The 23,018-nt window shown below is 66.7% G+C and carries 24 protein-coding genes; 12 read left to right on the top strand and 12 right to left on the bottom strand.

Features of this window, described 5'->3' with window-relative positions:
- The first annotated feature begins 32 nt into the window (after positions 1 to 32).
- From BMZ69_RS13840 to BMZ69_RS13820, 5 genes are all read left to right on the top strand, one after another.
- Positions 33 to 1,241: a polysaccharide pyruvyl transferase family protein gene (locus BMZ69_RS13840; protein ID WP_092157433.1), complete on the top strand. Its 1,209-nt coding sequence runs from the start codon at positions 33 to 35 to the stop codon at positions 1,239 to 1,241.
- A complete protein-coding gene (locus tag BMZ69_RS13835) occupies positions 1,238 to 2,440 on the top strand; it encodes a hypothetical protein (protein ID WP_092157431.1) in 1,203 nt (400 codons plus the stop codon). The genes BMZ69_RS13840 and BMZ69_RS13835 overlap by 4 nt, the downstream gene beginning before the upstream one ends.
- Positions 2,437 to 3,897: a polysaccharide pyruvyl transferase family protein gene (locus BMZ69_RS13830; protein WP_092157429.1), complete on the top strand. Its 1,461-nt coding sequence runs from the start codon at positions 2,437 to 2,439 to the stop codon at positions 3,895 to 3,897. The genes BMZ69_RS13835 and BMZ69_RS13830 overlap by 4 nt, the downstream gene beginning before the upstream one ends.
- Before the next feature lie 147 nt (positions 3,898 to 4,044).
- Positions 4,045 to 5,079: a GSCFA domain-containing protein gene (locus BMZ69_RS13825; RefSeq protein WP_092157427.1), complete on the top strand. Its 1,035-nt coding sequence runs from the start codon at positions 4,045 to 4,047 to the stop codon at positions 5,077 to 5,079.
- Positions 5,080 to 5,200: 121 nt separating this feature from the next.
- Positions 5,201 to 5,482: a hypothetical protein gene (locus tag BMZ69_RS13820; RefSeq protein WP_092157425.1), complete on the top strand. Its 282-nt coding sequence runs from the start codon at positions 5,201 to 5,203 to the stop codon at positions 5,480 to 5,482.
- A 114-nt stretch (positions 5,483 to 5,596) separates the two neighbouring features.
- Here the strand turns inward: BMZ69_RS13820 and BMZ69_RS13815 are convergent, their stop codons facing one another.
- Entirely contained in the window at positions 5,597 to 6,328 is a 732-nt protein-coding gene (locus tag BMZ69_RS13815; protein WP_092157424.1) for a DUF899 domain-containing protein, read from the bottom strand.
- 86 nt (positions 6,329 to 6,414) lie between these two features.
- Here BMZ69_RS13815 and BMZ69_RS13810 point away from each other — a divergent pair, with 86 nt between their 5' ends.
- Both BMZ69_RS13810 and BMZ69_RS13805 read left to right on the top strand, forming a co-directional pair.
- The gene (locus tag BMZ69_RS13810) at positions 6,415 to 6,861 is read left to right on the top strand and encodes a MarR family winged helix-turn-helix transcriptional regulator (RefSeq protein WP_244543360.1); all 447 of its coding nucleotides are present in this window, start codon (positions 6,415 to 6,417) and stop codon (positions 6,859 to 6,861) included.
- 69 nt (positions 6,862 to 6,930) lie between these two features.
- Entirely contained in the window at positions 6,931 to 7,335 is a 405-nt protein-coding gene (locus tag BMZ69_RS13805; RefSeq protein ID WP_092157420.1) for a VOC family protein, read from the top strand.
- 227 nt (positions 7,336 to 7,562) lie between these two features.
- Here BMZ69_RS13805 and BMZ69_RS13800 read toward each other — a convergent pair whose 3' ends face one another.
- The 8 genes from BMZ69_RS13800 to BMZ69_RS13765 all read right to left on the bottom strand — a co-directional run bounded on the left by BMZ69_RS13800 (position 7,563) and on the right by BMZ69_RS13765 (position 16,213).
- Positions 7,563 to 9,320: an ABC transporter substrate-binding protein gene (locus BMZ69_RS13800; RefSeq protein ID WP_092157418.1), complete on the bottom strand. Its 1,758-nt coding sequence runs from the start codon at positions 9,318 to 9,320 to the stop codon at positions 7,563 to 7,565.
- A gap of 74 nt (positions 9,321 to 9,394) precedes the next feature.
- Positions 9,395 to 9,676, bottom strand: a complete 282-nt coding sequence (locus BMZ69_RS13795; RefSeq protein ID WP_244543359.1) for a DUF2160 domain-containing protein — start codon at positions 9,674 to 9,676, stop codon at positions 9,395 to 9,397.
- Positions 9,673 to 10,470 (bottom strand): carbohydrate ABC transporter permease, encoded by a 798-nt coding sequence (locus BMZ69_RS13790; protein WP_092157414.1) that lies wholly within the window; start codon positions 10,468 to 10,470, stop codon positions 9,673 to 9,675. Before BMZ69_RS13790 ends, BMZ69_RS13795 begins: the two co-directional genes overlap by 4 nt.
- Positions 10,470 to 11,369, bottom strand: a complete 900-nt coding sequence (locus BMZ69_RS13785; protein WP_092157412.1) for a carbohydrate ABC transporter permease — start codon at positions 11,367 to 11,369, stop codon at positions 10,470 to 10,472. The genes BMZ69_RS13790 and BMZ69_RS13785 overlap by 1 nt, the downstream gene beginning before the upstream one ends.
- Positions 11,370 to 11,589: 220 nt before the next feature.
- Positions 11,590 to 12,690 carry an ABC transporter ATP-binding protein gene (locus BMZ69_RS13780; protein ID WP_092157557.1) on the bottom strand — a complete coding sequence of 367 codons (1,101 nt, stop codon included), beginning with the start codon at positions 12,688 to 12,690 and terminating at the stop codon, positions 11,590 to 11,592.
- 1 nt (position 12,691) lies between these two features.
- On the bottom strand, positions 12,692 to 13,777 hold the full coding sequence (locus BMZ69_RS13775; RefSeq protein ID WP_092157410.1) for an ABC transporter ATP-binding protein: 1,086 nt from the start codon (positions 13,775 to 13,777) through the stop codon (positions 12,692 to 12,694).
- Positions 13,774 to 15,309, bottom strand: coding sequence for a glycerol-3-phosphate dehydrogenase (glpD, locus tag BMZ69_RS13770; protein WP_092157408.1), 1,536 nt, complete (start codon positions 15,307 to 15,309; stop codon positions 13,774 to 13,776). Before glpD ends, BMZ69_RS13775 begins: the two co-directional genes overlap by 4 nt.
- A 100-nt stretch (positions 15,310 to 15,409) precedes the next feature.
- On the bottom strand, positions 15,410 to 16,213 hold the full coding sequence (locus BMZ69_RS13765) for a DeoR/GlpR family DNA-binding transcription regulator (protein ID WP_092157406.1): 804 nt from the start codon (positions 16,211 to 16,213) through the stop codon (positions 15,410 to 15,412).
- A 200-nt stretch (positions 16,214 to 16,413) separates the two neighbouring features.
- Here BMZ69_RS13765 and BMZ69_RS13760 point away from each other — a divergent pair, with 200 nt between their 5' ends.
- The 4 genes from BMZ69_RS13760 to BMZ69_RS13745 all read left to right on the top strand — a co-directional run bounded on the left by BMZ69_RS13760 (position 16,414) and on the right by BMZ69_RS13745 (position 20,172).
- Positions 16,414 to 17,388, top strand: coding sequence for a sensor histidine kinase (locus BMZ69_RS13760; protein WP_092157404.1), 975 nt, complete (start codon positions 16,414 to 16,416; stop codon positions 17,386 to 17,388).
- Between the two features lie 80 nt (positions 17,389 to 17,468).
- Positions 17,469 to 18,980, top strand: a complete 1,512-nt coding sequence (locus tag BMZ69_RS13755; RefSeq protein WP_092157402.1) for a sensor histidine kinase — start codon at positions 17,469 to 17,471, stop codon at positions 18,978 to 18,980.
- Positions 18,977 to 19,585, top strand: a complete 609-nt coding sequence (locus tag BMZ69_RS13750) for a response regulator transcription factor (protein ID WP_092157400.1) — start codon at positions 18,977 to 18,979, stop codon at positions 19,583 to 19,585. Before BMZ69_RS13755 ends, BMZ69_RS13750 begins: the two co-directional genes overlap by 4 nt.
- A 98-nt stretch (positions 19,586 to 19,683) precedes the next feature.
- Complete coding sequence (locus tag BMZ69_RS13745; RefSeq protein ID WP_092157397.1) at positions 19,684 to 20,172, top strand: GlcG/HbpS family heme-binding protein; 489 nt, start codon at positions 19,684 to 19,686, stop codon at positions 20,170 to 20,172.
- A 59-nt stretch (positions 20,173 to 20,231) separates the two neighbouring features.
- Here the strand turns inward: BMZ69_RS13745 and BMZ69_RS13740 are convergent, their stop codons facing one another.
- Entirely contained in the window at positions 20,232 to 21,416 is a 1,185-nt protein-coding gene (locus BMZ69_RS13740; RefSeq protein WP_244543358.1) for an MFS transporter, read from the bottom strand.
- A 208-nt stretch (positions 21,417 to 21,624) separates the two neighbouring features.
- On the opposite strand from BMZ69_RS13740, the gene BMZ69_RS13735 reads away from it, so the two are divergent.
- A complete protein-coding gene (locus tag BMZ69_RS13735) occupies positions 21,625 to 22,086 on the top strand; it encodes a winged helix-turn-helix transcriptional regulator (protein ID WP_092157393.1) in 462 nt (153 codons plus the stop codon).
- On the opposite strand, the gene BMZ69_RS13730 is transcribed toward BMZ69_RS13735, so the two are convergent.
- Positions 22,083 to 22,505, bottom strand: coding sequence for a hypothetical protein (locus BMZ69_RS13730; RefSeq protein ID WP_092157391.1), 423 nt, complete (start codon positions 22,503 to 22,505; stop codon positions 22,083 to 22,085). The genes BMZ69_RS13735 and BMZ69_RS13730 overlap by 4 nt on opposite strands.
- Positions 22,506 to 22,579: 74 nt before the next feature.
- Positions 22,580 to 22,957, bottom strand: a complete 378-nt coding sequence (locus BMZ69_RS13725; protein ID WP_092157389.1) for a hypothetical protein — start codon at positions 22,955 to 22,957, stop codon at positions 22,580 to 22,582.
- Positions 22,958 to 23,018: the final 61 nt, after the last annotated feature.

Here is a 23,018-nt window from a genome sequence, read left to right as displayed (position 1 = left end):
GGTAGAGGCTCTTAAGAAGGGAGAACGCAACCATGGCCCGCATCCTCGTGATCAGCCCGTCGGGCGAGGTCTACGACCACGACAATGTCCGCTGGTACCGCCACGCCGACCTGCAGAGCCACATCAACCACTACCACAATATCGGCGACGCCTTCGTCTTCGATTCCTCGCTGAAGCTGCTCAACTTCGAGACGCTCGAGGAACTGCCGATCACCAGCGTCGATCCCGCCCAGATCGATCGGTTCAACGCCGAGTTCGATTATGTCTTCCTGCGCGGCTCGAACTATGTCCACGCCGGGATGAACTGGAGCCGCACCGCCGAGGTGCTGCGCCGGCTGAAGCTGCCGGTGCTCGCCTTCGGCATCGGCGCGCAGGCCCCGGTCAGCGGCAAGCTCGAACTCAGCGAGGACAGCAAGACCGTCCTCAAGCTGATTTCGGATTCGACCGCCTCTGTCGGCGTGCGCGGCACCTATTCGGCCGAGGTGATGAACGAGCTCGGCATCAAGAATGCCCGGATCATCGGCTGCCCGACCGCCTTCCGCAACAACCGGCCCGACCTCGCCATCCGCCTGCCGGCGCTCGACAGCGTGAAGCAGGTGGGCGTCACCCTGCGCCGCGAGGTCTCCAAGCACTACGCCAAGGACATCAAGCGCTACCTGACCTTCCACCGCGACCTGGTGAAGGCGATGGCGGATCGCTTCGAGGTCACGCTGATGTCCCAGGGCGAGGTCGAGGAGAAGAAGCTCGCTTTGGGCACGCCAGAGCAGAAGCAGGAGGGCATCGCCGCGCTGCGCGAGAATGGCTGGGCGATGGCCTGGTATCTCGATGAGCAGATGGAAGCGCTCTACCACGACCGGATGTTCTATTCGGACGTCGTCGCCGGCTACGAGCAGCTCGTCCGCAAGCTCGATCTCGTGCTCGGATACCGGCTGCACGGCAATCTGATGGCGCTCGCCAACGGCACGCCCTCGATCTACTTCACCTATGACAGCCGAACCGTCGAGTTCGCCGAGACCTTCCAGATCCCGAGCGTCGATGTCTTCGGCGACAAGCCGTTCAGGCTGGAAGAGTACTGGAACCAGGCGCTCTTCGACCGCTTCAACGCGGCCTATGCCCGGACCTATGGCGCGATGAGCGCCTTCCTCAGCGAGAACAAGGTCGACCACAAGATGGTCAGGCCCGCTGCGGCCACCGCTCCGTCCGCGCCGCCGGCTCCCGAGCCGGAAAGGAAGGTGGCATGAGGAACCTTCGCAGCGCCTTCGCCTGGCTGCCAGCGGTATTGCTGGCAGTCGCGGCTCCGGTCGCCGGCCTGGCTCAGCAGGCGCCGGGTCAAAAAGGGCCCGGCTACCGGCTGGAGATCGCTCCCGACGCGAAGGAGGAGACGGTCGTCTCCTGGGCACGCGAGCGCTGCGAGGAATGGGACCTGCCGGACGCGCCCTTGCGCGCCTTCCGCAACAGCAAGGGCGAGGTCGTCGCCTTCGCCAGCCATTACCGCAGCCGGCCGCTGATCGGCGGCAATCTCGGCGCGATCCGCAAGAGCTGCGCCGTCTCCTTCGAGGCGAAGAGCAGCGCCGACCCCAGCCAGTTCAGCGACAAGAGCTGGATCGCCGCGACCTGGACCGGCGATGGCCGCAATGTCGAGGCGCTGGTCCACGCCGAATACCATGCCGACAAGCATCCCGGCGCCTGTCGCTTCAAGGATGCGATGAGCTGCTGGTACAATGTCGTCACCGCCGCCCATTCCAGCGATGGCGGCCTCAGCTTCAAGACCGACGAGCCGCGCCCGCTGGTGGCGGCGCCAGGCTTTCCCCAGGAGGTCGGCCAGGGCCGGCATCGCGGCTTTTTCAACCCCTCCAACATCGTCCAGAAGGACGGCGCCTGGTACGCGCTGATCATGACGACCGGCGGCGAGGGCCAGAAGAACGGCGTCTGCCTGTTCCGCTCGACCGACATCAAGGACCCGACCTCCTGGCGCGCCTATGACGGGCAGGACTTCACCATCCGCGCCGTCGATCCCTATCGCGACGATCTCAGCGAGGCGCGGCCCTGCCAGACGCTGAAGCCGCTGCCGACCAATGTGGGATCGCTGACCCGGCACGAGGCGAGCGGGAAATGGCTCGCGCTTCTGCATCTCGGCCCCGATCCGAGCCAGAACATCGCCGGGGGCCGCGTCGCCTATAGCTGGTCCGACGACTTCATCCGCTGGTCGCCGCTGCAGACGCTGATGGTGCAGCCGACGATGTGGAGCAAAAACTGCAGCGACCGGCTGCGCTACGGCTATGGCGCCCTCGCCGATCCCGCCTCGCGCTCGCGCAATTTCGAGACCACCGGCGACGAGGCCTATCTCTTCATGACCAGGATGAAGGTCGCCGACTGCAAGCTCGGACCCGATCGCGATCTGGTCCGCCTCAAGGTTCAGTTTGTCAAGGAGGGGCCATGAACGCGCCCGTGCTCAATCTCGGCTCGGTGGTCTCGGCGGAGAACGCCATCAAGATCCTGCGCGCCACCACCGGCGAGGTCGTCGTCGCCATCGGGCGCCGGCCCGACCGGAGCTGGCCGGCGCTCAAGCTGATCCTCGACGGGCAGGACTACGCCACCATCCATCCCGGCGCGATCGTTACGGCTGAGGCCGATGTCGCCGAGCTGACGATCCCGCTGCCAGCCATGCCCAATGGGCGCCCCCACTCGGTCGCGATCGCCGATGCATGCAAAGGCACGCTCGCCCCGGGCTCGAACCTGCGCCCTATCGCGACCGAGACCAAACTGCGCGCGCTGGTAATCTATCCGGCCGGCGAGGTCCATGAGCACGACAAGGTGCGCTGGTACCGGGCGCCGATGGAAAAGTTGCTCAGCGACTATTTCAACATCGGCGACATGATCGTCTACGATTCGACGCTGAAGCTCCTGCGCTATGCGCATCTGGAGCCGATGAAGATCATGTCGCCGACCGAGGCCGACATCGAGCGCTATGCCAGCGAATTCGATTACGTCTTCGTGCGCGGCTCGAACTTCATCCACGAGAACATGGATTGGTTCCGCGCCGTCGAGGTGCTGGAGCGGGTCAAGCTGCCGGTCTACGCCATCGGCGTCGGCGCCCAGGCGAGCCAGAACCGCAAGATCGAGCTGCCCGAGCCCTCCAGGCGCTTCTGGTCGATCGTCGCCGAGCGCTGCGCCTCGATCGGCGTGCGCGGCGCCTTCAGCGCCGAGACGCTGCGCCAGAACGGCATCCGCAATGTCGAGGTCGTCGGCTGCCCCTCGATCTTCCGGACCCGCAATCGCGACCTGAAGATTCGCATTCCCGACCAGCGCGAGATCCGCAAGGTCGCCTTCAGCCTGCGCCGCGAGGCCGACAAGAGCTACACTGCCGATCCGGAAGCCTATCTGCGCAATCAGAAGGCCGCGCTGCTCAAGGTCGATAGCCAAAGCGAGATGGTGATGTCCTCGCATGGCGAGCAGGAGGAGAAGGCCTTCTTCCTGCGCGACGGCGCCGCGAAGGAGAAGGCCGTCGCCGAGTTCGTGAAAACCAAATGGTGGGACGGCCCGGACGATGCGCCGATGCGGCGCATCTACGAGAAGCAGCTGTTCTCTTTCTTCGACGTCGAGCGCTACGATGAATTCGCGCGCTCGATCGACCTCGCCGTCGGCTACCGCGTCCATGGCGTGCTGCCGGCCGTCGCGCATGGCGTGCCCGGCGTGCTCGTCGCCTATGACACGCGCAGCCAGGAACTGGCCGAGACGCTGAAGATCCCGGTCGTGCCGGAAGCGGCCCTGGCCGAAGGCGGCTGGCGCGCCGTCTACCAGGAGGCGGCGCTCAACAATCTCGCGAAGAGCTATGCCGCTTCCTACGACCGGATGCGCGGCTTCCTCGACCGCAACGGCATTCCCCACCGCATGTGAACGGACCCGGCGCGGCGAAGATCGCGCCGGTTGGAGGAAGCGCCCGGAGAGCACCCGGGCCATCAGCAACCGCCCGGCGAGCTTACGAGACTTCCCGAAGTCCGCAGCGTCGAGCCCGAGAGGTTTGCACGAACCAGGAGACGATCGATGAAGATCGAATACGATGCAGGCACGGCCCTTTCCATCATGCGCGGCAATCCCGTGCGCGGCTGGATCTCGGGCAAGCCCGAGAAGATGGCCAAGGAGCGCCTGACGACCGGCAACTACCTCGCCGTCCAGCACAAGCCGAAATTCAAGATCGACCCGGCCTGGCCGATCTTCACCATGGGCTCGTGCTTCGCGCGCGAGGTCGAGAACCTGCTGATGATGCGCGGCCTGCCGCTGCTGCTGCGCGGCCATGGCGTGCCAGCCGAACATTTCGAGAGCTGGGACGAGGAAACCGGCCGCGGCGGCGGTGCCGATCGCGGCCAGCTCAGCCGCGGTGCGCTCAACAAGTACTCGGTCCGCTCGATGACGCACGAACTCAAGCGCGTGCTGCGCGGCGAGAGCTACCCCAATGACGGGCTGATCGAGCTTGCACCGGGGCAGTGGTTCGATCCGCACGCCAGTGGCCTCAAGCTGCTCGACCGCGACACCGCCTTCGCCAACCGCAAGCGCCTCACCGAGGCGACGGCGACGATCAAGCAGGCCAAGATCTGCTTCTTCACGCTCGGCCTGACCGAAACCTGGCTCGATGCCGAGACCGGGATCGCCATGAACGCCCATCCCGGGCCGAGCTGGCTGCAGCGCATGCCGGAGCGCTTCCGCTTCGTCGACTACGGCTATGACGCGACTTTGGCCGACATGCTCGATATCATCGGTTTGATCCGCGAGCACTGCAATCCGGAGATGCGCTTCGTCGTCACGGTCTCGCCGGTGCCGTTCGGGGCGACCTTCAAGGATGCCGACGTGATCGTCGCCAACAGCGCCTCGAAATCGCTGCTGCGCGCCGTGGCCGAGGAGCTGTTCCGCCGCTTCGACTATGTCGACTACTTCCCGAGCTATGAGATCGTGCTCAACTCGCCGCGAGCCATCGCCTTCGAGGACGACCAGCTCCACATCGCGCGCGAGATGGTCGCGCATGTGATGACGACCTTCCAGGGCGCCTATCTGCCGCCGGTCGAGCGGCCGCAGGCGGCCTGACCACAAGCGGGTCGCCCTCGCCGGCCTGCCATGCCAAGATGCGCCGGGCGCCGACGAACGGCCCCCGGCGCAGGCTTGTCCGGTGGCCGTCCGACCGCCCGATCAGCGTCGGGAGGACGAGATGAACGTCGCCAATCTCCAGCTCGAAGGCATGCTGCTGGCCTTCACCGCCGTGCTGCGCTCTCTGGTGAATTCCGGTGCCCTGAGCGAAGCCGAGCTCAAGGCCGCGCTGGCGCAAGCCGAGCAGACCGGGCTCGGCGACAAGCAGCGGTGCGAGCAGCTCAGCCCGAGCCAGCGCGACTCGCTCGCCTTCGCCGCCCGCTTCCTCTCGATCGCGACCCGGGCGGACAGCGGCATGCGCCCCTTCTCGGACGTAGCGCGCGAGGTTGGCCGCACCACCTGAGCGGTCTGCGGTCGGCCTGAAACCCCAGCCATGAAAAACACGCGCCCCAAGCCCATTCCCTGCCGGGAGCGGGCATCCCACCGACCCTATGCGCGTGGTCTGGTCTGCTGCGCCTCAGGCGGCGCAGCAGGCGTGAGCCTTCGGCTGATCCTCGTATTCGTCGTGGCGCTTGACGAAGCTCAGCGTCGAGGTCTCGTTGCGGCCCTTCGGCGCCCGGTCGAGGATCATCAGCGTCGCCAGCATCTCCTCGCCGCCGCGGGCGTACCCCGAATAGGTGTGGAAGACCTCGCCGGCCTCGTCGCGGATGAAGGAGCTCAGGCCCGGCAACTCATCATGGGCCTCCTCCGACGGCGTGCGCGTGAAGTTGTAGAGCACCGGGCCTTCGGCCAACTGCTCCTTGGTGAAGGAGACGTGGTAGTCGAAGTTGAACTCGCTGCCGAAGGACGACACCCACGGCACGCTCCAGCCCATCCGCGCCTTGTAGGTCTCGATCCTGGCGAGCGGCGCGCGCGAGGCCATCACCAACGTGACGTCGTGGTTGTTGAGATGCGCCAGTGTGCCGCCGAGATGGTCGGCCATGAAGGAGCAGCCGGGGCAGCCCGCCTCCCAGTCCGGCCCGAACATGAAATGGTAGACCACCAGCTGGCTGCGGCCATCGAACAGCTCGGCCAGCGACTTCTTTCCCGCAGGCGTGTCGAAAGCATAGTCCTTGTCGACCTTGACCCAGGGCAGGGCGAGCCGCTCGGCATTGATCTCGTCGCGCAGCCGGGTGAACTCCTTCTCACGGGCGAGCAGGGCCTTGCGCGCATCCAGCCATTGCGAACGGGAAACAACCTGATGCTCCATCGTCGTCTCCTTGCAGCATCCAGCCACCCAGCCTAGATTGGTTGCGTTGATATCAACATATCTGAACGATGTCAAAATCACCGGAAGTGCCCAACGAGTCCCTCGTCCCCTTCGCGACGACGCTGCATGTGCGCGATTGCTGCCTGTGCCTGCATGTTCAGCGCGCGGCACGCTCGTTGGCGCGATTGTTCGACGAGGCGCTGCGCCCGGTCGACCTGACCAATCAGCAATTCTCCCTCCTGATGTCACTGAACCGACCTGAGCCGCCACCGATCGGTCCGGTCGCGAATCTGCTCGGCATGGACCGGACCACGCTGACCGCGGCGCTGAAACCGCTGGAGCGCCGTGGCCTCCTCGTCGTGACCGCCGGCGAGAAGGACCGCCGCAGCCGGCTCCTGGCAATTACGCCGGAGGGAATTGCCCTGCTGGCAAAGGCCATGCCGATCTGGCAGCGCACGCATGACGCGGTCGATGCCCGCCTGACCGAGATCGAGCCGGCCAGGCTCAGGCAGGCGCTTCAGGCCGTGTCATAGCCGCGCCACATCGCCCCGGCCCACTGGCCATAAATGCACCAGTGACGATGCCGACCCAAGGAGCACGCAATGCCCCAGATGATCTTCGTCAACCTGCCGGTCAAGGACCTCGAGAAGTCGATGGCCTTCTTCGAGGCACTCGGCTTCTCCTTCAACCCGCAATTCACGGATGACACCGCCGCCTGCATGGTGATCAGCGACACGATCTTCGCGATGCTGCTGACCCATAAGAAGTTCGCGAGCTTCTCGCCGAAGCCGATCGCCGATACCAGCCAGTCGCTGGAAGTCCTGACCGCTCTCTCGCGTGACAGCCGCGAGGCGGTCGACGAGATAGTCGCGGCCGCGCTCGCCGCCGGCGGCACGACCTTCAGCGAGCCGAAGGATTACGGCTTCATGTACGCCCACGGCTTCCAGGACCTCGACGGCCATGTCTGGGAGGTGATGTGGATGGATGAGGGCGCGACGCAGGGATAGCGAGTAGCACCTTCCCGTCATGGTCGGGCTTGTCCCGACCATCCACGTCTTTGCTTATCGAGACCTGTGTTCAAGACGTGGATGCTCGCCACAGGGGCGAGCATGACGGGCTCAAGCGGCGCCGCAGCCTCAAGCCAGAGCCAGTTTTAGGGGGGAGCGTCCCGAAAATCGGGGGCGCGGCATTGCTGCCGCGCCCCTTTCGCGCTGTTGAGCCGGGAGGAGGGGGCTCAGCCGCGCTTGGGGGGAGACGCTGGCCAGCTCTTGATCAGCGTGTCGTAGTCGATCGTCTCGCCCTTCGGCTTCTCATTGGCGAGCTTGCGCTGCGGCGCCAGCGTGCCGGCCTTCTCGGCCTTGGCGAACCATTCCTCCGCCGTGGTGCGCGGATTGAGCTTCGGCCCGCAATCGCCTTGCACGCCGGAGCGTTCCAGACGCTCCATCACCGAGTCCTGCGCCGCGGCAAGGGCGTCCATCGCTGCCTGCGGGGTCTTGGCGCCGGAGGAGGCGTCGCCGATGTTCTGCCACCAGAGCTGGGCGAGGCGCGGATAGTCCGGGACGTTGTTGCCGGTCGGGGTCCACTGCACGCGCGCCGGCGAGCGGTAGAACTCGATCAGCCCGCCGAGCTGCGGGGCGCGCTCGGTGAAGCTCTTGTCCCAGATGTCGCTCTCGCGCACGAAGGTCAGGCCGACATGGCTCTTCTTCAGGCTGACCGTCTTGGAGACGATGAACTGCAAATAGAGCCAGGCCGCCTTGCGGCGCTCGACCGGGGTCGAGTTCAGCAGAGTCGCCGAGCCGGCATCCTGGTAGCCGAGCTTCATCCCGTCCTTCCAGTAGGCACCCTTCGGCGAGGGCGCCATCCGCCATTTCGGCTTGCCGTCGGAGCTCATCACCGGCAGGCCGGGCTTGACCATGTCGGCGGTGAAGGCGGTGTACCAGAAGATCTGCTGGGCGATGGAGCCCTGCGCCGGCACCGGGCCGGATTCGCCGAAGGTCATGCCCTGCGCCTGCGGCGGGGCGTATTTCTTCAGCCAGTCGACATATTTGGTGATCGAATAGACCGCCGCCGGGCCGTTGGTGTCGCCTCCGCGCTCGACCGCGGAGCCGACCGGGCGACAGCCCTCCATGCGGATGCCCCATTCGTCGACGGGCTTGCCGTTCGGGATGCCCTTGTCGCCATTGCCGGCCATTGAGAGCCAGGCATCGGTGAAGCGCCAGCCGAGCGACGGATCCTTCTTGCCATAGTCCATATGGCCGAAGACCTTGGTACCGTCGATCTCCTTGACGTCGTTGGTGAAGAACTCGGCTATGTCCTCATAGGCCGACCAGTTCACGGGCACGCCGAGATCATAGCCGTATTTGGCCTTGAACTTCTCCTTGAGATCGGCGCGCTGGAACCAGTCGTAGCGGAACCAGTAGAGGTTCGCGAACTGCTGCACCGGCAGCTGGTAGAGCTTGCCGTCCGGCCCGGTGCCGAAGGACTTGCCGATGAAGTCGTCGATGTCGAGGTTCGGATTGGTGACGTCCTTGCCTGGGCCGGCCATCCAGTCGGTCAGGTTGGTCGCCTGCTTGTAGCGGAAATGCGTGCCGATCAGGTCGGAGTCGTTGATCCAGCCATCGTAGATGTTCTTGCCGGACTGCATCTGCGTCTGGATCTTCTCGACCACGTCGCCTTCCTGGATCAGGTCGTGCGTCAGCTTGATGCCGGTGATCTCGCTGAAGGCCTTGGCCAGGGTCTTGGCCTCGTATTCATGCGTGGTGATCGTCTCCGAGACGATGTTGATCTCCATGCCGGCGAAGGGCTTCGCCGCATTGATGAACCATTCCATCTCCTTCATCTGCTCGTCCTTGGAGAGCGTCGAGGGCTGGAATTCGCTGTCGATCCATTTGCGCGCTTCCTCGGGGCCGGCGAGGGCCGGCCCGGCGGCGAGCGTCAGCGCGAACAGGCTGGCGCCGGTCAAGCTGGTTAATGTCCTGCTGAGCGTCGTCATCGTTATCCTCCGATGTTTTCTGCGAGTGCCGCCCGTTGGCCGGGATCGGTCGTTTCTTGTTCTTGGGCCACGCCCTAGACGAAGCGGAATACCGCCGCGGCATAGAGGAGCGCGAGGCCGGAAGCCCACCACAGCGGCTGGCCGACGATCCCGAGCCAGGCGAGGTGAATGAAGGCGCTGCCGAGCAGCGAGATGAAGAGCCGGTCGCCGCGGGTGGTGGCGATCCCCAGCACGCCGACCCGCTCGGTCTCGGGCCTGAACACAGCGAGCAGCGTCAGGATCAGGAGCAGGCTGGCGATACCGGCGAAGAAGACGCCGGTCTGCCAGGTCCAGGCCATCCAGTTGAGTTCCATCACACCCTCCCCAGGGCGAAGCCTTTGGCGATGTAGTTGCGGACGAACCAGATCACGAGCGCGCCGGGGATCAGCGTCAGCACGCCCGCTGCCGCGAGCACGCCCCAGTCCATGCCGGCGGCCGAGACGGTGCGGGTCATCGTGGCGGCGATCGGCTTGGCGCTGACGCTGGTCAGCGTGCGCGCCAGCAGGAGCTCGACCCAGGAGAACATGAAGCAGAAGAAGGCGGCGACGCCGATGCCGGATGCGATCAGCGGCATGAAGATCTTCGTAAAGAAGCGCGGGAAGGAATAGCCGTCGATCGCCGCGGTCTCGTCGATCTCGCGCGGCACGCCGGACATGAAGCCTTCGAGAATCCAGACTGCCAGCGGCACGTTGAACAGGCAGTGGGCGAGGGCCACCGCGAGCGGCGTGTCGAACAGGCCGATCGCCGAATAGAGGTTGAAGAAGGGCAGTGCGAACACCGCCGGCGGCGCCATGCGGTTCGAGAGCAGCCAGAAGAACAGGTGTTTGTCGCCGAGGAAGCGGTAGCGCGAGAAGGCGTAGGCTGCCGGCAGCGCGAAGGCGAGCGAGAGCAGGGTGTTCAGCGCCACATATTGCAGCGAGTTGATGTAGCCGTTGTACCAGCTCGGATCGGTGAAGATCTTGGCGTAGTTGTCGAAGGTGAAGGTCCGCGGCCAGAGCGTCAGCGCGTTGGTGATCTCGGTGTTGGTCTTGAAGCTCATGTTGACGAGCCAGTAGATCGGCAACATCAGCGCGATGAGGTAGAGCGAGAGGATCAATCGGCCGCCGCGCATCAGCCCCTCCCTGCGTCGGAGTCGGCCCGCGCATCGGCGGTGGTCATCACCGTGTAGAAGACCCAGCAGACCGCGAGGATGATCAGATTGTAGACGATCGAGAGCGCTGCGGCCTTGCCGAGGTCGAACTGGCCGAGGGCGAGCTTGACCAACTCGATCGAGAGGAAGGTGGTCGAATTGCCGGGGCCGCCGCCGGTGACGACGAAGGGCTCGGTGTAGATCATGAACGAGTCCATGAAGCGCAGCAGCACGGCGATCAGGAGCACGCGGTTCATCTTCGGCAGCTGGATGGTGCGGAACACGGCCCAGCGCGAGGCGCCGTCGATGCGCGCGGCCTGATAATAGGCGTCGGGAATCGACTTCAGCCCGGCATAGCAGAGCAGCGCGACCAGCGAGGTCCAGTGCCAGACATCCATCACGACGATGGTGAACCAGGCGGCGACCGGATTGGCGACGTAGTTGTAGTCGATGCCGAGGCCGTTCACCGCGGCGCCGAACAGACCGATGTCGCCGCGCGCGAAGATCTGCCAGATCGTGCCGACGACGTTCCACGGGATCAGCAGCGGCAGCGCCATCAGCACCAGCGTCGCCGACACCGTCCAGCCCTCGCGCGGCATCGACAGCGCCACCAGGATGCCGAGCGGAATCTCGATGGCCAGGATGATCGCGGAGAAGGCGAGGTTGCGCCAGAGCGAGTCGTAGAAGCGCGAGCCGAGATCGCTCTTGGGGTCGAGCAGTTCGGCGAACCAGCCGACGCCGTTCCAGAAGAACTGGTTGTTGCCGAAGGAATCCTGGACGGAATAGTTCACCACCGTCATCAGCGGGATCACCGCCGAGAAGGCGACGATCAGCAGCACCGGCAGGACGAGCAGCCAGGCTTTCTGGTTGACCGGCTTCATGGCTCGCCTCCAGCGCTGAGCTGACTCCCCTCCCCCTTGTGGGGAGGGGTTGGGGGTGGGGGGCGTCGGGCGGGGCTCTCCAGAGACGTTGCTGCACTGACCGTCTTGCCAATTTTGACAAGCGAAGAACTCTGGTTTCCGCCCCCCACCCCTGCCCCTCCCCACAAGGGGGAGGGGTTCAGGACAGTGCCTCGCGCGCCAGGATGAAAAGCCCCGATGCTCATCTGCGCTCCTCCGCGCCGGGAAGCGCTTCGCCCTTCACAAGATGGCCGTCGCTGTAGATGTGAATCTGGCCGGCTTGCAGCGCGAGCGCGGCCTGGTCGCCATCGAAGCTCGCGCCTTCCGGCACGCTCGCAGCGAGCTTCAGGCCATCGAGCTCGACACGGGCGATGCGGGCCCTGCCAATGTCGTCGATCCTGGCGATCCTGACCGGCAGTCCGGCACCACGCGGGGCCAGCGTGGCATATTCTGGCCGTATGCCGAGCTCGACCTTGCCGGCGAGCGCAGGATAGTGGTGGGCCAATGCGATCTGCTGTCCGGCGAGGCTCGCCTGCGCGCCCTCGACCTTGCAGGGCAGCACGTTCATGCCGGGCGAGCCGATGAAATGGCCGACGAAGGTGTGGGCGGGATGCTGGAACAGCTCCTCCGGCGTGCCGGTCTGCACCACCCCGCCATCATGCATCACCACCACCGTGTCGGCGAAGGTCAGCGCCTCGGTCTGGTCGTGGGTGACGTAGATCATGGTGAGGTCGAGCTTGCGGTGCAGCTCCTTCAGCATCGAGCGCAACTGCCATTTCAGATGCGGGTCGATGACGGTCAGCGGCTCGTCGAACAGGATCGCGGCGACGTCGGGCCGCACCAGCCCGCGCCCGAGCGAGATCTTCTGCTTGGCGTCGGCGCCGAGCCGGCTCGCCTTGCGATCGAGCGCCGAGGTCAGATCGAGCAGGCCGGCGATCTCGGCGACGCGGGCCTCGATCTGTGCCTTCGGAACGCCGCGGTTCTTCAAGGGGAAGGCGAGGTTCTCACGCACCGTCATCGTGTCGTAGACGACCGGGAACTGGAAGACCTGGGCGATGTTGCGCGCCTCGGTCGGCAGCTGCGTCACGTCCTTGTCGTCGAACAGGATGCGCCCGCGCGTCGGCACGACGAGACCGGATATGATGTTGAGCAGCGTGGTCTTGCCGCAGCCTGAGGGGCCAAGCAGCGCATAGGCGCCGCCCTGGCGCCAGACATGGTCGACCTCGCGCAAGGCATAGTCCTGCGGCCCCTGCGGATCGGGCTTGTAGGAATGGGCCAGCTTGTCGAGCGTGATCCTGGCCATCTCACGCCGCCTTTGCCGGAGCCGCCGCCGCCAGCCTGCCGGCGGCATCGAACAGGAAGATGCGGGTGGGATCGAGCCAGGCGGTCACGGCGGCACCCGGCTCGAGACGGCGAACGCCAGGCACCAGCGCGACCAGGCGATGCTGGCCGACATCGAGATGGACATAGGATTCCGAGCCGGTGATCTCGGAGACCGAGACGCTCGCCTGCAGTTCGATCGCAGGCGCCGGCAGCGCGTCGAGCGCGAGGTGATGGGCGCGGAAGCCGATCGTGTAGGCGCCGTCGGCCACGCTGGCGAAAGCCCCGTTCGCGGGGATGCTCTGGCCGGTCGAGAGCCTGACCTCGCCGCCCTGCTTGGTTCCGGAAAGCGTGTTGAGCGGCGGATCAGAGAAGACCTGCGCGGTGACGAGGTCGTAAGGCTGCCGGTACACCTGCGCGGTCGGGCCGAACTGCGTCACCCGCCCCTGGAACAGCGTCGCGGTGTTGCCGCCGAGCAGCAGCGCCTCGCTCGGCTCGGTGGTGGCATAGACGAAGATCGCGCCGGATTCGGCGAAGATGCGCGGCAATTCCTCACGCAGCTCCTCGCGGAGCTTATAGTCGAGATTGGCGAGCGGCTCGTCGAGCAGCACCAGTTCGGCGCGCTTCACCAAAGCGCGGGCGATCGCGGTGCGCTGTTGTTGGCCGCCGGAGAGTTCGAGCGGCTTGCGCTGCAGATAGGGCTCGAGCCGCAGCAGCGCCGCGGCGCTTTTCACCCGCGTCTCGATCTCGCTCGCTGGCAGGCCGGCGACGCGCAGGGGCGAGGCGATGTTCTCGTAGACCGACAGCGCCGGGTAGTTGATGAACTGCTGGTAGACCATCGCGACATTGCGCTTCTGCACCGGCAGCCCGGTGACGTCGCGGCCCTCGATCAGCACCTTGCCGCTGCTGGGCGCATCGAGCCCGGCCATCAGCCGCATCAGCGAGGTCTTGCCCGCCAGCGTCGCGCCGAGCAGGACGTTGAGCGAGCCTCTCTCCAGCGTCAGCGAGATGTCGGCGAGCAGGGTCTGCGCGCCGCGCGTCAGGTCGATACTGTCCAGCGTCAGGCTCATCCGCGCGCCTCCATCCGGGCGGAAGCGGGTGGCGCAGCCTTCGCGGCCATATAATCGTCGAGCGCCCGGCGCTGCTCGGGCGAGAAGCGCAGGCCGAGCTTGCTGCGCCGGAACAAAACGTCCTCGGCGCTGACAGCCCATTCCTGGCTCATCAGCCAGGCGACTTCGCGCTCGGTCAGGTCGGCGCCGAAGACGCGGCCGAGATCGGCCATCGCCTTGGCGCCTTCGAGCAGGGTCTCGGCGCGGGTGCCGTAGGCACGGGCGAGCCGGCGCGCCAGCTTGCGCTCGAGCCACGGGCAGGGAGCGCAGATGCGCTCGACCAACCCGTCGAAGCCCTCGACCGGGAAATCGCCGCCAGGCAGGTGCGCTGTGGCGGTCCAGGATGGCGCGCGCAGGGCCGGCACGGCGGCGGACAGCTTCTCGACCGCTGCTTCCGCCAGCCGGCGCGCCGTGGTGATCTTGCCGCCGAAGACCGAGAGCAGCGGCGCCGAGCCGGCCGGCTCATCGAGCGTCAGCACATAGTCGCGCGTCGCTTCCTGCGCCTTGCTGGCGCCGTCGTCATAGAGCGGGCGCACGCCGGAATAGGTCCAGACCACGTCCTCGCGCTTGATAGGCTTGCGGAAATACTCGCTCGCCGCGGCGCAGAGATAGGCGATCTCGCCCTCGCTGGCGGCGACCTTGGCCGGATCGCCGTCATAATCCTTGTCGGTGGTGCCGATCAGGGTCAGGTCGCCCTCATAGGGGATGGCGAAGATGATGCGGCCGTCGGCGTTCTGGAAGATGTAGCAGCGCTCGTGCTCGAACAGGCGCGGCACCACGATATGGCTGCCCTGGACCAGCCGCACCGAGGCCGGGCGGTTGCTGGCGACGATGCCGTTCAAGACATCGGCGACCCAGGGGCCGGCAGCGTTGACGAGCACGCGGGCGCTGGTCTCGGCTCGTGTTCCGTCCGCTGCTTCCGTGGACACCACCCAGAGATCGCCCTGGCGGCGCGCGCCGATCACCTTTGTGCGCGGCAGGATCGAGGCGCCATGCTCGGCCGCGTCGCGGGCGTTGAGCGCGACGAGGCGGGCATCCTCGACCCAGCAATCTGAATATTCGAAGGCGCGGTCGAAACGCGGCTGCAAGGGCTCGCCGGCGGCGTCGCGCCGGAGGTCGAGCGAGCGCGTCGCCGGCAGCAGCTTGCGGCCGCCGAGATGGTCGTAGAGGAAAAGGCCGAGCCGCAGCATCCACCAGGGCCGCAGGCCCGCATGATGCGGCAGCACGAAGCGCAGGGGGCGGATGATGTGCGGTGCAGCGCGCCACATCACCTCGCGCTCGGTCAGCGCCTCGCGCACCAGCCGGAATTCATAGTGCTCGAGATAGCGCAGCCCGCCATGGATCAGCTTGGTCGAGGCCGAGGAGGTCGCGCTGGCGAGGTCGCCCTGCTCGAACAGCACCACCGAAGCGCCACGCCCCGCCGCGTCACGCGCGATGCCGCAGCCGTTCACGCCGCCGCCGATAATGGCGATGTCGAACACCGGAGCCGTCACGCATTCCTCCCGCAGGCGGCCTTTTCGACCGCCACTTCAACGCACGGTAGAGCGTGATTTTTTTGCGCGCAACGGCAAAACGAAAGTCAAAGTGAAAATTTCAGGTTTCGCTTTGGCTGTATGCAGCATGCCTGATCAGCGTTTCGGTTTCGACCAGCTTGATGCCCTCGCTGCGGCAGAGCTCGCGCAGCGGCGGTGGATCGAGGCGGTCGGTGACGAAGACGTCGACATCGCGCAGATGGCCGATGCGCACGGGGGCCGAGCGCTCGAACTTGGTGCTGTCGGCGACGAGCAGGCATTGCCTGGCGTTCTCGATGATCGCTTGCGAAACCCTGACCTCGCGATAGTCGAAGTCGAGCAGCGCACCCTCCTCGTCGATGGCGGAGGTGCCGATCACCGCATAGTCGACCTTGAACTGGCGGATCAGGTCGACGGCGGCGGCGCCGATCACGCCGCCGTCGGAGCGCCGCACCGGACCGCCGGCGACGATCACCTCGATGTTCTCGTGCGGGTAGAGCAGCGTCGCGACATGCAGGTTGTTGGTGATGACGAGCAGGCCGTGATGGTCCGATAGCGCGCGCGCCACCTCCTCGGTGGTGGTGCCGATATTGATGAAGAGCGAGGCGTCGTTCGGGATCAGCGCCGCGGCGGCGCGGCCGATCGCCGCCTTCTCGTCGCGGGCGATGAAGCGGCGCGCCTCATAGGCGAGGTTCTCGACGCCCGACGCCACCACAGCTCCGCCATGCACCCGCGACATGATCCGCTGGTCGCAGAGCTGGTTGAGGTCCTTGCGGATGGTCTGGGCGCTGACCTCGTAGCGCGCCGCCAATTCCTCGACATTGACCCGTCCCTGCGCCCTTGCCAGCGCCACGATCTCGCGTTGGCGTGGCGTGATGCTCTCCATGTCCGGCTCCTCGTGATGTGGCGCCAAGCTGACCGGGCCGGCCGGCAGCGTCAACCTCAGGCTGTTCGGCGGCTAAGCACCTGCGGCACTGGGCCGTGCAGCCATGACGGCAAGGCATGTCAAAAGACATGCACGTTTGACAGACACTGCGCTAGCGGTCGAACTGTCTCGTCTTCACCCCCGACTCGAAGGCCCCGCCTTTGCCAACACAGCTCGACAAGGATGCCCGCTTCCTGCGTGCCGTGCTGGCCGCATCGGATGACTGCATCAAGGTGATCGGTCTCGACGGTTCGCTCGAGTTCATGAGCGAGGGCGGCCAGCGCGTGATGGAGGTCGCCGATTTCGAGGCGATCCGCGGTTGTCCCTGGACGCAGTTCTGGGAGGGGACGGGGAAGGCCGAGGTCGAGGCCGCGCTCTCGGCGGCCCGGGCCGGCCACAGCTACCGCTTCCAGGGGCAGGCCGACACCGCCGCCGGCAATCCGCGCTATTGGGATGTCCAGGTCACACCGATCATTGCGTCGGACGGCAAGCCGGAGGCGATCCTCTCGGTCTCGCGCGACATCACGCAGATGCATGCCGGCGAGGAGCGCTATCGCCTGCTCGCGGGCGAGTTGAACCATCGCATCAAGAACCTGCTCGCCATGGTGTCCGGCATCGTCAACCAGTCGCTGCGCGGCTCCGACGAGCCGCTCGACATGGTCAAGCGGCGCCTCTCCGACCGTTTGCAAGCACTGGCGGCGGCACAGGACGTGCTGATGATGGCGAGCCGTCACGGCGCCGAGCTCAAGCAGCTCGTCGAGGTCGTGCTGTCGCCGCATCGCTCCGGCGAGCGCATCGACGCGGACGGCCCTTCGGTGACGCTGTCCTCGAAATGCGCGCTGGCCATGGCGCTCGCTTTGCACGAGCTCGGCACCAACGCCGTCAAATACGGCGCGCTTTCCCGGGATGGCGGCCATGTCGACGTCTCCTGGAGCAACCATGACGGTGAATTCCACTTCCGCTGGCAGGAGAGCGGCGGGCCACATGTGACGGCGCCGCAGCGGCGCGGCTTCGGCTCGCAGATGATCGAGAAGGTGCTCGGCAGCTATCTCGGCGGCACTGCGAAGCTCGATTTCGCGCCTGATGGCATCGTGCTGTCGCTCGATGCGCCGACAGCGGCGCTGGCCGAAGGCTAGTCTCCGGCGGCCAGCCGCTGTATGGCGGCGCGAAACCGGCTAGTCTCGCCGGTAGGTTCCGGCAGGAGAACGACACGCAGATGCTGAGGAGGTCGCGCCGTGCCGCCATCCTCGTCGCGGGCCTTGTGGCATTCGGGCTCGCCTGCGCCGCCTATTCGCTGAACCGGCGCAGCCAGGATGCCGCCGCGCTGGAGGAAGCCGGGCGGACCCTGCATCGCCTGATCTCGCAGCGGGTCGATCAGCACGACGCGCATCTGACCAGCCTGTCGGCGCTGGTGCAGGCGGCTGAGCCCGCCCCCGTCGCGACCGTCGAGCAGGTGGCGGCCAGCATCATCCGCTTCTATCCACGCATCGTCGGTATCGACGTCGTCGATCTGGCGCCGAATCCGCCACGCTCATTGCTCGACGCCACCGATCCCGCTGTCGTTGCGGAGGAGGCGCGGCAGGCGGTCGGGTCGAACCTGCGCACCCGTGCGCTCGAAGGCGGCAGCAGGCTGCTTCTGGTCAAGCGGGCGCTCACCGACGGCGTCGGCCATTACGCGCTCGCGCTGGTCATCGACATGAACAGGCTCTCGGCGAGCGATACGCCGCTGCCGGAAGGGGCTGTGGTCCAGCTGCGGCTGATCGAGCCCGGCCAGGCGAGCGACCAGCCGGCGAGTGCCTTCCGTGCCGACATCGCCAGCCGCACCCAGCCGCTGCGGCTGACGCTGACGACGAGCGGGCCCAACTGGCCATTGCCACCATTGGGCTTTCTCGTACTGGTGGGCCTGGTCATTGCGCTCGCCGCGCTCCTGATCGACCGCCTGCTCGAAGCCCGCAGTGCCGCGCAGGAGGCGGCTCGAAAAGCCGTGCTGGCCGAGCAGGATGCCCGTCTCGCCCATGCCGGACGCGTCAACGCCATGGGCGAGCTCGCCTCCGGCATCGCCCATGAACTGACGCAGCCCCTGACCGCGATCCTAGGCCAGGCCCAGGCTGGGAGACGCCTACTCACGCAGCCGGCGCAGGATCAGGCGGTGCTCGCCGGCGCCTTCGAGGCGATCGCGCGCAATGCCCGCCGCGCTGGCGACATCCTCGGGCGGCTGCGCGCCTGGATCAGCAAGTCCGAGCCCGTCGTCGAGACTGTCGACCTGACCGGGCTGGCCGGCGAGGTCGTCCATCTCCTTGCCGCGAACGCTCAGAGTGTCGGCGCGACGCTGCGGGTAGCCGGTGACGAGAGCCGGCCACTGGTGCGCGCTGACCGCGTCCAGCTCGAACAGGTCGTCTTCAACCTCGCCCGCAATGGGCTGGAGGCGGTCGAGGGCCAAGACGGCGAGCGCAGCGTGACGATCGAGGTCGGCACGCAAGGCGGCGATGCCGTGCTCGCGGTCCGCGATAGCGGTCCCGGCCTGTCGCCGGAAGCGCAGGCGCGGCTGTTCGAACCGTTCTTCACGACCAAGCCGGCCGGGCTCGGTCTCGGCCTCGCGCTTTGCGTAAGGCTGGTCGAGCGCTTCGACGGAGTGCTCGCTGCCGAGAATGCGGCGGAGGGCGGCGCAGTCTTCAGCGTCCGCCTGCCGCGCATTGCGGGCGAGGCTCGGAAGGAGGCGGCCGAATGAGCCGGCAACTCGTCCATCTGATCGACGATGATTGGGAGGTGCGCGAGGCGCTGAGCTTCCTGCTGCGTACCGTCGGGCTCGAGGTCCAGCCGCATGCCGACGCCGCCGCCTTCCTGGAGGCGCTGCCCGGCTTGCGGCCGGGCTGCATCGTCACCGATATCCGCATGCCGCGCCTGACCGGGCTGAAGCTGCAGGAACGGCTCGCGGCCGCGCGCTGCCGCTGGCCTGTCGTGGTCATCACCGGCCATGGCGATGTCGAGGCCTGTCGCGCCGCCTTCCGCAACGGCGCCGCCGATTTCCTGACCAAGCCGGTCGACGAGCAGGTGCTGATCGACACCGTCCAGGCGGCTTTGGCGACGCTCGACGGCATGCTCGCCGCCGAAAGCGGCAGCGCCTTGTCACGCGAACGGCTCGCTCGCCTGTCGCAGCGCGAGGCCGAGATCCTCGCTCTGATCGCCGAGGGTCGCTCGACCAAGGAGATCGCGCGGGCGCTGGCGATCTCGCCGCGCACCGTCGATACGCACCGCGCCCATCTCGCCGAGAAGCTGGAGACGACCTCCGTCGCCGAGATGGTCCGGCTGCATCTCGTCGGAGCCGATCGGTAGAACTACCTAAGGTCAGCGCGGATCGCCCGGATGCACGGGCGAAGCCGGCTTCGGCATTGTTCCCTCACACCGAAACGGTGGTCACCAGAGGGATTGCCATGTCGTTCGCCCGTCTCGCCATCATGTCCGCCGCTATTGCCCTGCCGACGCTTGCCCAGGCCCAGCTCGCGCAGGTCCGCGCTTTGCCGTCCGCGCTTGCCGTCGAGCTCGCCCAGGCGACCGTCGCCGCCTGCGCCGCCAAGAACTTCAACGTCGCCGCGACCGTGGTCGACCGTGGCGGCGTCGTGCTCGCCACCATCCGCGCTGACCGCGCCGGCCCGCACACCATCGACGCCAGCCGCGCGAAGGCTTTCACCTCGGCTTCGGCCAAGAACAACACCGGCGCCATGGCCGAGGCTGCCGCCAACAATGCCGGCGCCCGCAATCTCGTCCACATCCCCGGCTTCCTGCTGCTCGGCGGCGGCGTGCCGGTGAAGGTCGGTGACGAGGTGATCGCTGCGGTCGGCGTCGGCGGCGCCCCGGGCGGCCATCTCGACGAGGAATGCGCCAATGCCGGCCTGCAGGCGATTGCCGCCAAGCTGAAGTGACCGGTCTTCAGTGAGGGGGGCGTCAGGGCCGTTGCCGCAAGGCAGCGGCCCTGATCGTTTCAGATGGCAGGTTTGCCCGTCACCGCCCGCGTTGCCTCGATCGGCATCGCCTTCAGCGTCGCCGCCCAGAACACCAGCGCGACCGTAGCGATCGCCGCGCCGAGCAGGCTGACGCCGGTCCAGCCGGCCTGTGCATAGACCAGCGTCGAGCTCGACGACCCAAGCGTGCTGCCGATCGAATAGAACACCATGTACCCGGCGGTCAGGCGGCTCTGCGCCTCCGGCCGGACGCGATAGATCATCGCCTGGTTGGTGACATGCACCGCCTGCAGGCCGAAATCGAGAATCAGCACGCCGGCGATCAGGAAGAGGATCGACTGCGGCAGCAGCCCGATCGGCAGCCAGGCGAACAGCATCAAAGCAAGCGCGATGCCGGTGATACGCTGGCCATGGCCGCGATCGGTCCAGGCGCCGGCGCGTGCCGCACCGAGCGCGCCCGCCGCCCCGGCGAGGCCGAACAGGCCGATCGCCGTATGCGACAGCGAGAGCGGCGGAGCGGCCAGCGGCAGCACCAGCGGCGTCAGCAGCGTGGTGACGTCGGCGAAGATCAGCATGGCGATCACTGCGCGGATTTGGAACACCCGTTCCTGCCGGAACAAGGTGAAGAGCGAGCCGATCAGGCGCGGATAGGAGAGCCGGGCCGGCGGCTTGCGCTCGGCCGGCAGGGTCCAGAACAGGATCGCGGCGATGATCAGCGTCGCCGCCGCCGAGAGCAGATAGACCGCTCGCCAGCCCGAGATATCGGCTGTCGCGCCGGCGATGGCGCGGGCGAGCAGGATGCCGAGCACGATCCCGCTGGTGACGGAGCCGACGACCTGGCCGCGTTCCTCCGGCCGCGCCAGGCTGGCGGCATAGGCGACGAAGGCCTGCGTTACCACGGCAAGGAAGCCCATCGCCGCCATCGCCGCGAGCAGCATCGTGCCGGAGGTAGAGAAGGCGACGCAGATCAGCGCCGCGACCGAGAGCAGCGATTGCAGCACGACGAGCTTGCGCCGGTCTACGAGATCGCCGAGCGGCACCAGCAGGATCAGGCCGAGCCCGTAGCCCAGCTGCGTCGCGCCGACGACGAGGCCGACCGTGGCGCGCGAGAGCTGGAGATCGTTGGCGATGATGTCGAGCAGCGGCTGGGCGAAATAGGCATTGGCGACGGCGAGCCCGCTCGCCACCGCGAAAAGCAGGATCATGCCGGCTGAAAGCCGTGCTGCCGGCGGAGGAGGCGATGGGCGTGCGCCAGCGCTCGCGGCGCCGGTGGGCGCCGCCTCAGGGTCCAGTCGCATGGGTGGAGTCTCCGCTAGATAAGTTTCATAATGAAACTCATTGCGGTGTAGCGGCCCGAGTTTTATCTTGCAACCAATTGTTCGATCACGGAGCCTTGAGGAGAACGCCGCAGCCATGGTCAAGCGCCGCAGCCTGATCAGCGATTATTGCCCGAGCGCCCGGGCGCTCGACGCGATTGGCGACTGGTGGTCGCTGCTGATCGTGCGCGACGCCTTCGACGGCATGACCCGCTTCAGCGAATTCCAGAAAAGCCTTGGGATCGCCCGCAACATCCTGTCCGAGCGGCTGCGCACGCTGACGGCGCGCGGCATCCTCGAAGCCGTTCCGGCCACGGCCGGTGGCACCAGGCAGGAATACCGGCTGACCACCAAGGGCCGCGATCTCTTCCCGGTGATGGTGGCGCTCAGGCAATGGGGCGAGCAGCACCTGTTCGGGCCGGGCGAGAAGCACTCCTCGCTGATCGAGCGCGACAGCGGCCGCAAGGTCACGCTGACCGTGCAGACCGAGGATGGCCGTCCGATCGGCGCGGACGAGGCGATGATCCTGAAGGTGCCGGAGGCGGACGTGCAGGACTAGTCGAGCGAGGCCGGCTCTGCCTTGGGCAGCTTGGCGCGGTAGAGCAGCTTCCAGGCATCGGTGCCGAGCGCGAAATCCCTGCATTTGAGGTCGGCGAGCCGGCGGCCGCCTCTGGCGACGAGAACGCCGTCGCGTTCGCCCTGTCCTTTCACGATGATCGAATAGAGTGTGTAGCGCGTGTCGCCACGACCGAAGCGGACGATGTCGCCGCCGAAACCGGCATCACCGACGACGGCGGTGCTGAAGGCCTGGTCCGGTGGCATCGGCGCTTCCGGATGGATCAGCTCCATCGCTCCCTTGCGGCCGAAGCGATAGGTCAGCCTGCCTTGTCTCGGTCCAAGATCGGGCGAGGCGCAGAGCGAGGCGATCTTGCTGCCGATCGCGCAGGAGAAGATCGCCGTCTCGCTAGGCTGGCACAAGGAAGGTCGTGTATCGGCCAAAGCAGTGCCGCAGGAGAGAGCGGCCACGAGGGCGGCCACACAGCGTAAGTTCATCATTTCAGCCAGAGCCTCAGCGGTATCTTCCCGGCCTTGCCGCAATCGGCGAAGGCGACGCCGTCCTCTGCCAGGATGCCGGTCACCGCGCAGCTCTCCTCGCCAACCACCAGCATCGCGGCATAGCGCTGTCCATCGCGCCGCAGGCTGAGTGTGCCGATTTTCTCCGGGACCTCGCCCGGACCACAGATGGCGAGGTGCTTCAGCTTGATCGGCCCGGTGAAATCGCGCTTGCGCTTGGAAGCGGCTGACTCCGTCTCGACGAGTGTCGCCGTCACCGCCCATTCGCCGGCATAGCCATAGCGGCCGGTCAGCTCGAGCGCCTCGGCGGCGATCGGCATCATCGGCAACAGGGCCAGGAGCAGATGCGCGCGCATGATCCCTCGCAGTGGAAGGCGTTATGCTAGCCGCAGCGCCCGTGCCGCGCGAATCTGGGCT

It is taken from the genome of Allobosea sp. CRIB-10 (assembly GCF_900112185.1).
Taxonomy (GTDB): Bacteria; Pseudomonadota; Alphaproteobacteria; order Rhizobiales; family Beijerinckiaceae; genus Allobosea.
This window is presented reverse-complemented; position numbering and strand designations above follow the sequence as displayed.

Coding starts and splice junctions, on each gene's coding strand:
- BMZ69_RS13840 (WP_092157433.1), top strand. CDS start 33: ATGGCCCGCATCCTCGTGATCAGCCCGTCGGGCGAGGTCTACGACCAC.
- BMZ69_RS13835 (WP_092157431.1), top strand. CDS start 1,238: ATGAGGAACCTTCGCAGCGCCTTCGCCTGGCTGCCAGCGGTATTGCTG.
- BMZ69_RS13830 (WP_092157429.1), top strand. CDS start 2,437: ATGAACGCGCCCGTGCTCAATCTCGGCTCGGTGGTCTCGGCGGAGAAC.
- BMZ69_RS13825 (WP_092157427.1), top strand. CDS start 4,045: ATGAAGATCGAATACGATGCAGGCACGGCCCTTTCCATCATGCGCGGC.
- BMZ69_RS13820 (WP_092157425.1), top strand. CDS start 5,201: ATGAACGTCGCCAATCTCCAGCTCGAAGGCATGCTGCTGGCCTTCACC.
- BMZ69_RS13815 (WP_092157424.1), bottom strand. CDS start 6,328: ATGGAGCATCAGGTTGTTTCCCGTTCGCAATGGCTGGATGCGCGCAAG.
- BMZ69_RS13805 (WP_092157420.1), top strand. CDS start 6,931: ATGCCCCAGATGATCTTCGTCAACCTGCCGGTCAAGGACCTCGAGAAG.
- BMZ69_RS13800 (WP_092157418.1), bottom strand. CDS start 9,320: ATGACGACGCTCAGCAGGACATTAACCAGCTTGACCGGCGCCAGCCTG.
- BMZ69_RS13790 (WP_092157414.1), bottom strand. CDS start 10,470: ATGCGCGGCGGCCGATTGATCCTCTCGCTCTACCTCATCGCGCTGATG.
- BMZ69_RS13785 (WP_092157412.1), bottom strand. CDS start 11,369: ATGAAGCCGGTCAACCAGAAAGCCTGGCTGCTCGTCCTGCCGGTGCTG.
- BMZ69_RS13780 (WP_092157557.1), bottom strand. CDS start 12,690: ATGGCCAGGATCACGCTCGACAAGCTGGCCCATTCCTACAAGCCCGAT.
- BMZ69_RS13775 (WP_092157410.1), bottom strand. CDS start 13,777: ATGAGCCTGACGCTGGACAGTATCGACCTGACGCGCGGCGCGCAGACC.
- BMZ69_RS13765 (WP_092157406.1), bottom strand. CDS start 16,213: ATGGAGAGCATCACGCCACGCCAACGCGAGATCGTGGCGCTGGCAAGG.
- BMZ69_RS13755 (WP_092157402.1), top strand. CDS start 17,469: ATGCTGAGGAGGTCGCGCCGTGCCGCCATCCTCGTCGCGGGCCTTGTG.
- BMZ69_RS13750 (WP_092157400.1), top strand. CDS start 18,977: ATGAGCCGGCAACTCGTCCATCTGATCGACGATGATTGGGAGGTGCGC.
- BMZ69_RS13745 (WP_092157397.1), top strand. CDS start 19,684: ATGTCGTTCGCCCGTCTCGCCATCATGTCCGCCGCTATTGCCCTGCCG.
- BMZ69_RS13740 (WP_244543358.1), bottom strand. CDS start 21,416: ATGATCCTGCTTTTCGCGGTGGCGAGCGGGCTCGCCGTCGCCAATGCC.
- BMZ69_RS13735 (WP_092157393.1), top strand. CDS start 21,625: ATGGTCAAGCGCCGCAGCCTGATCAGCGATTATTGCCCGAGCGCCCGG.
- BMZ69_RS13725 (WP_092157389.1), bottom strand. CDS start 22,957: ATGCGCGCGCATCTGCTCCTGGCCCTGTTGCCGATGATGCCGATCGCC.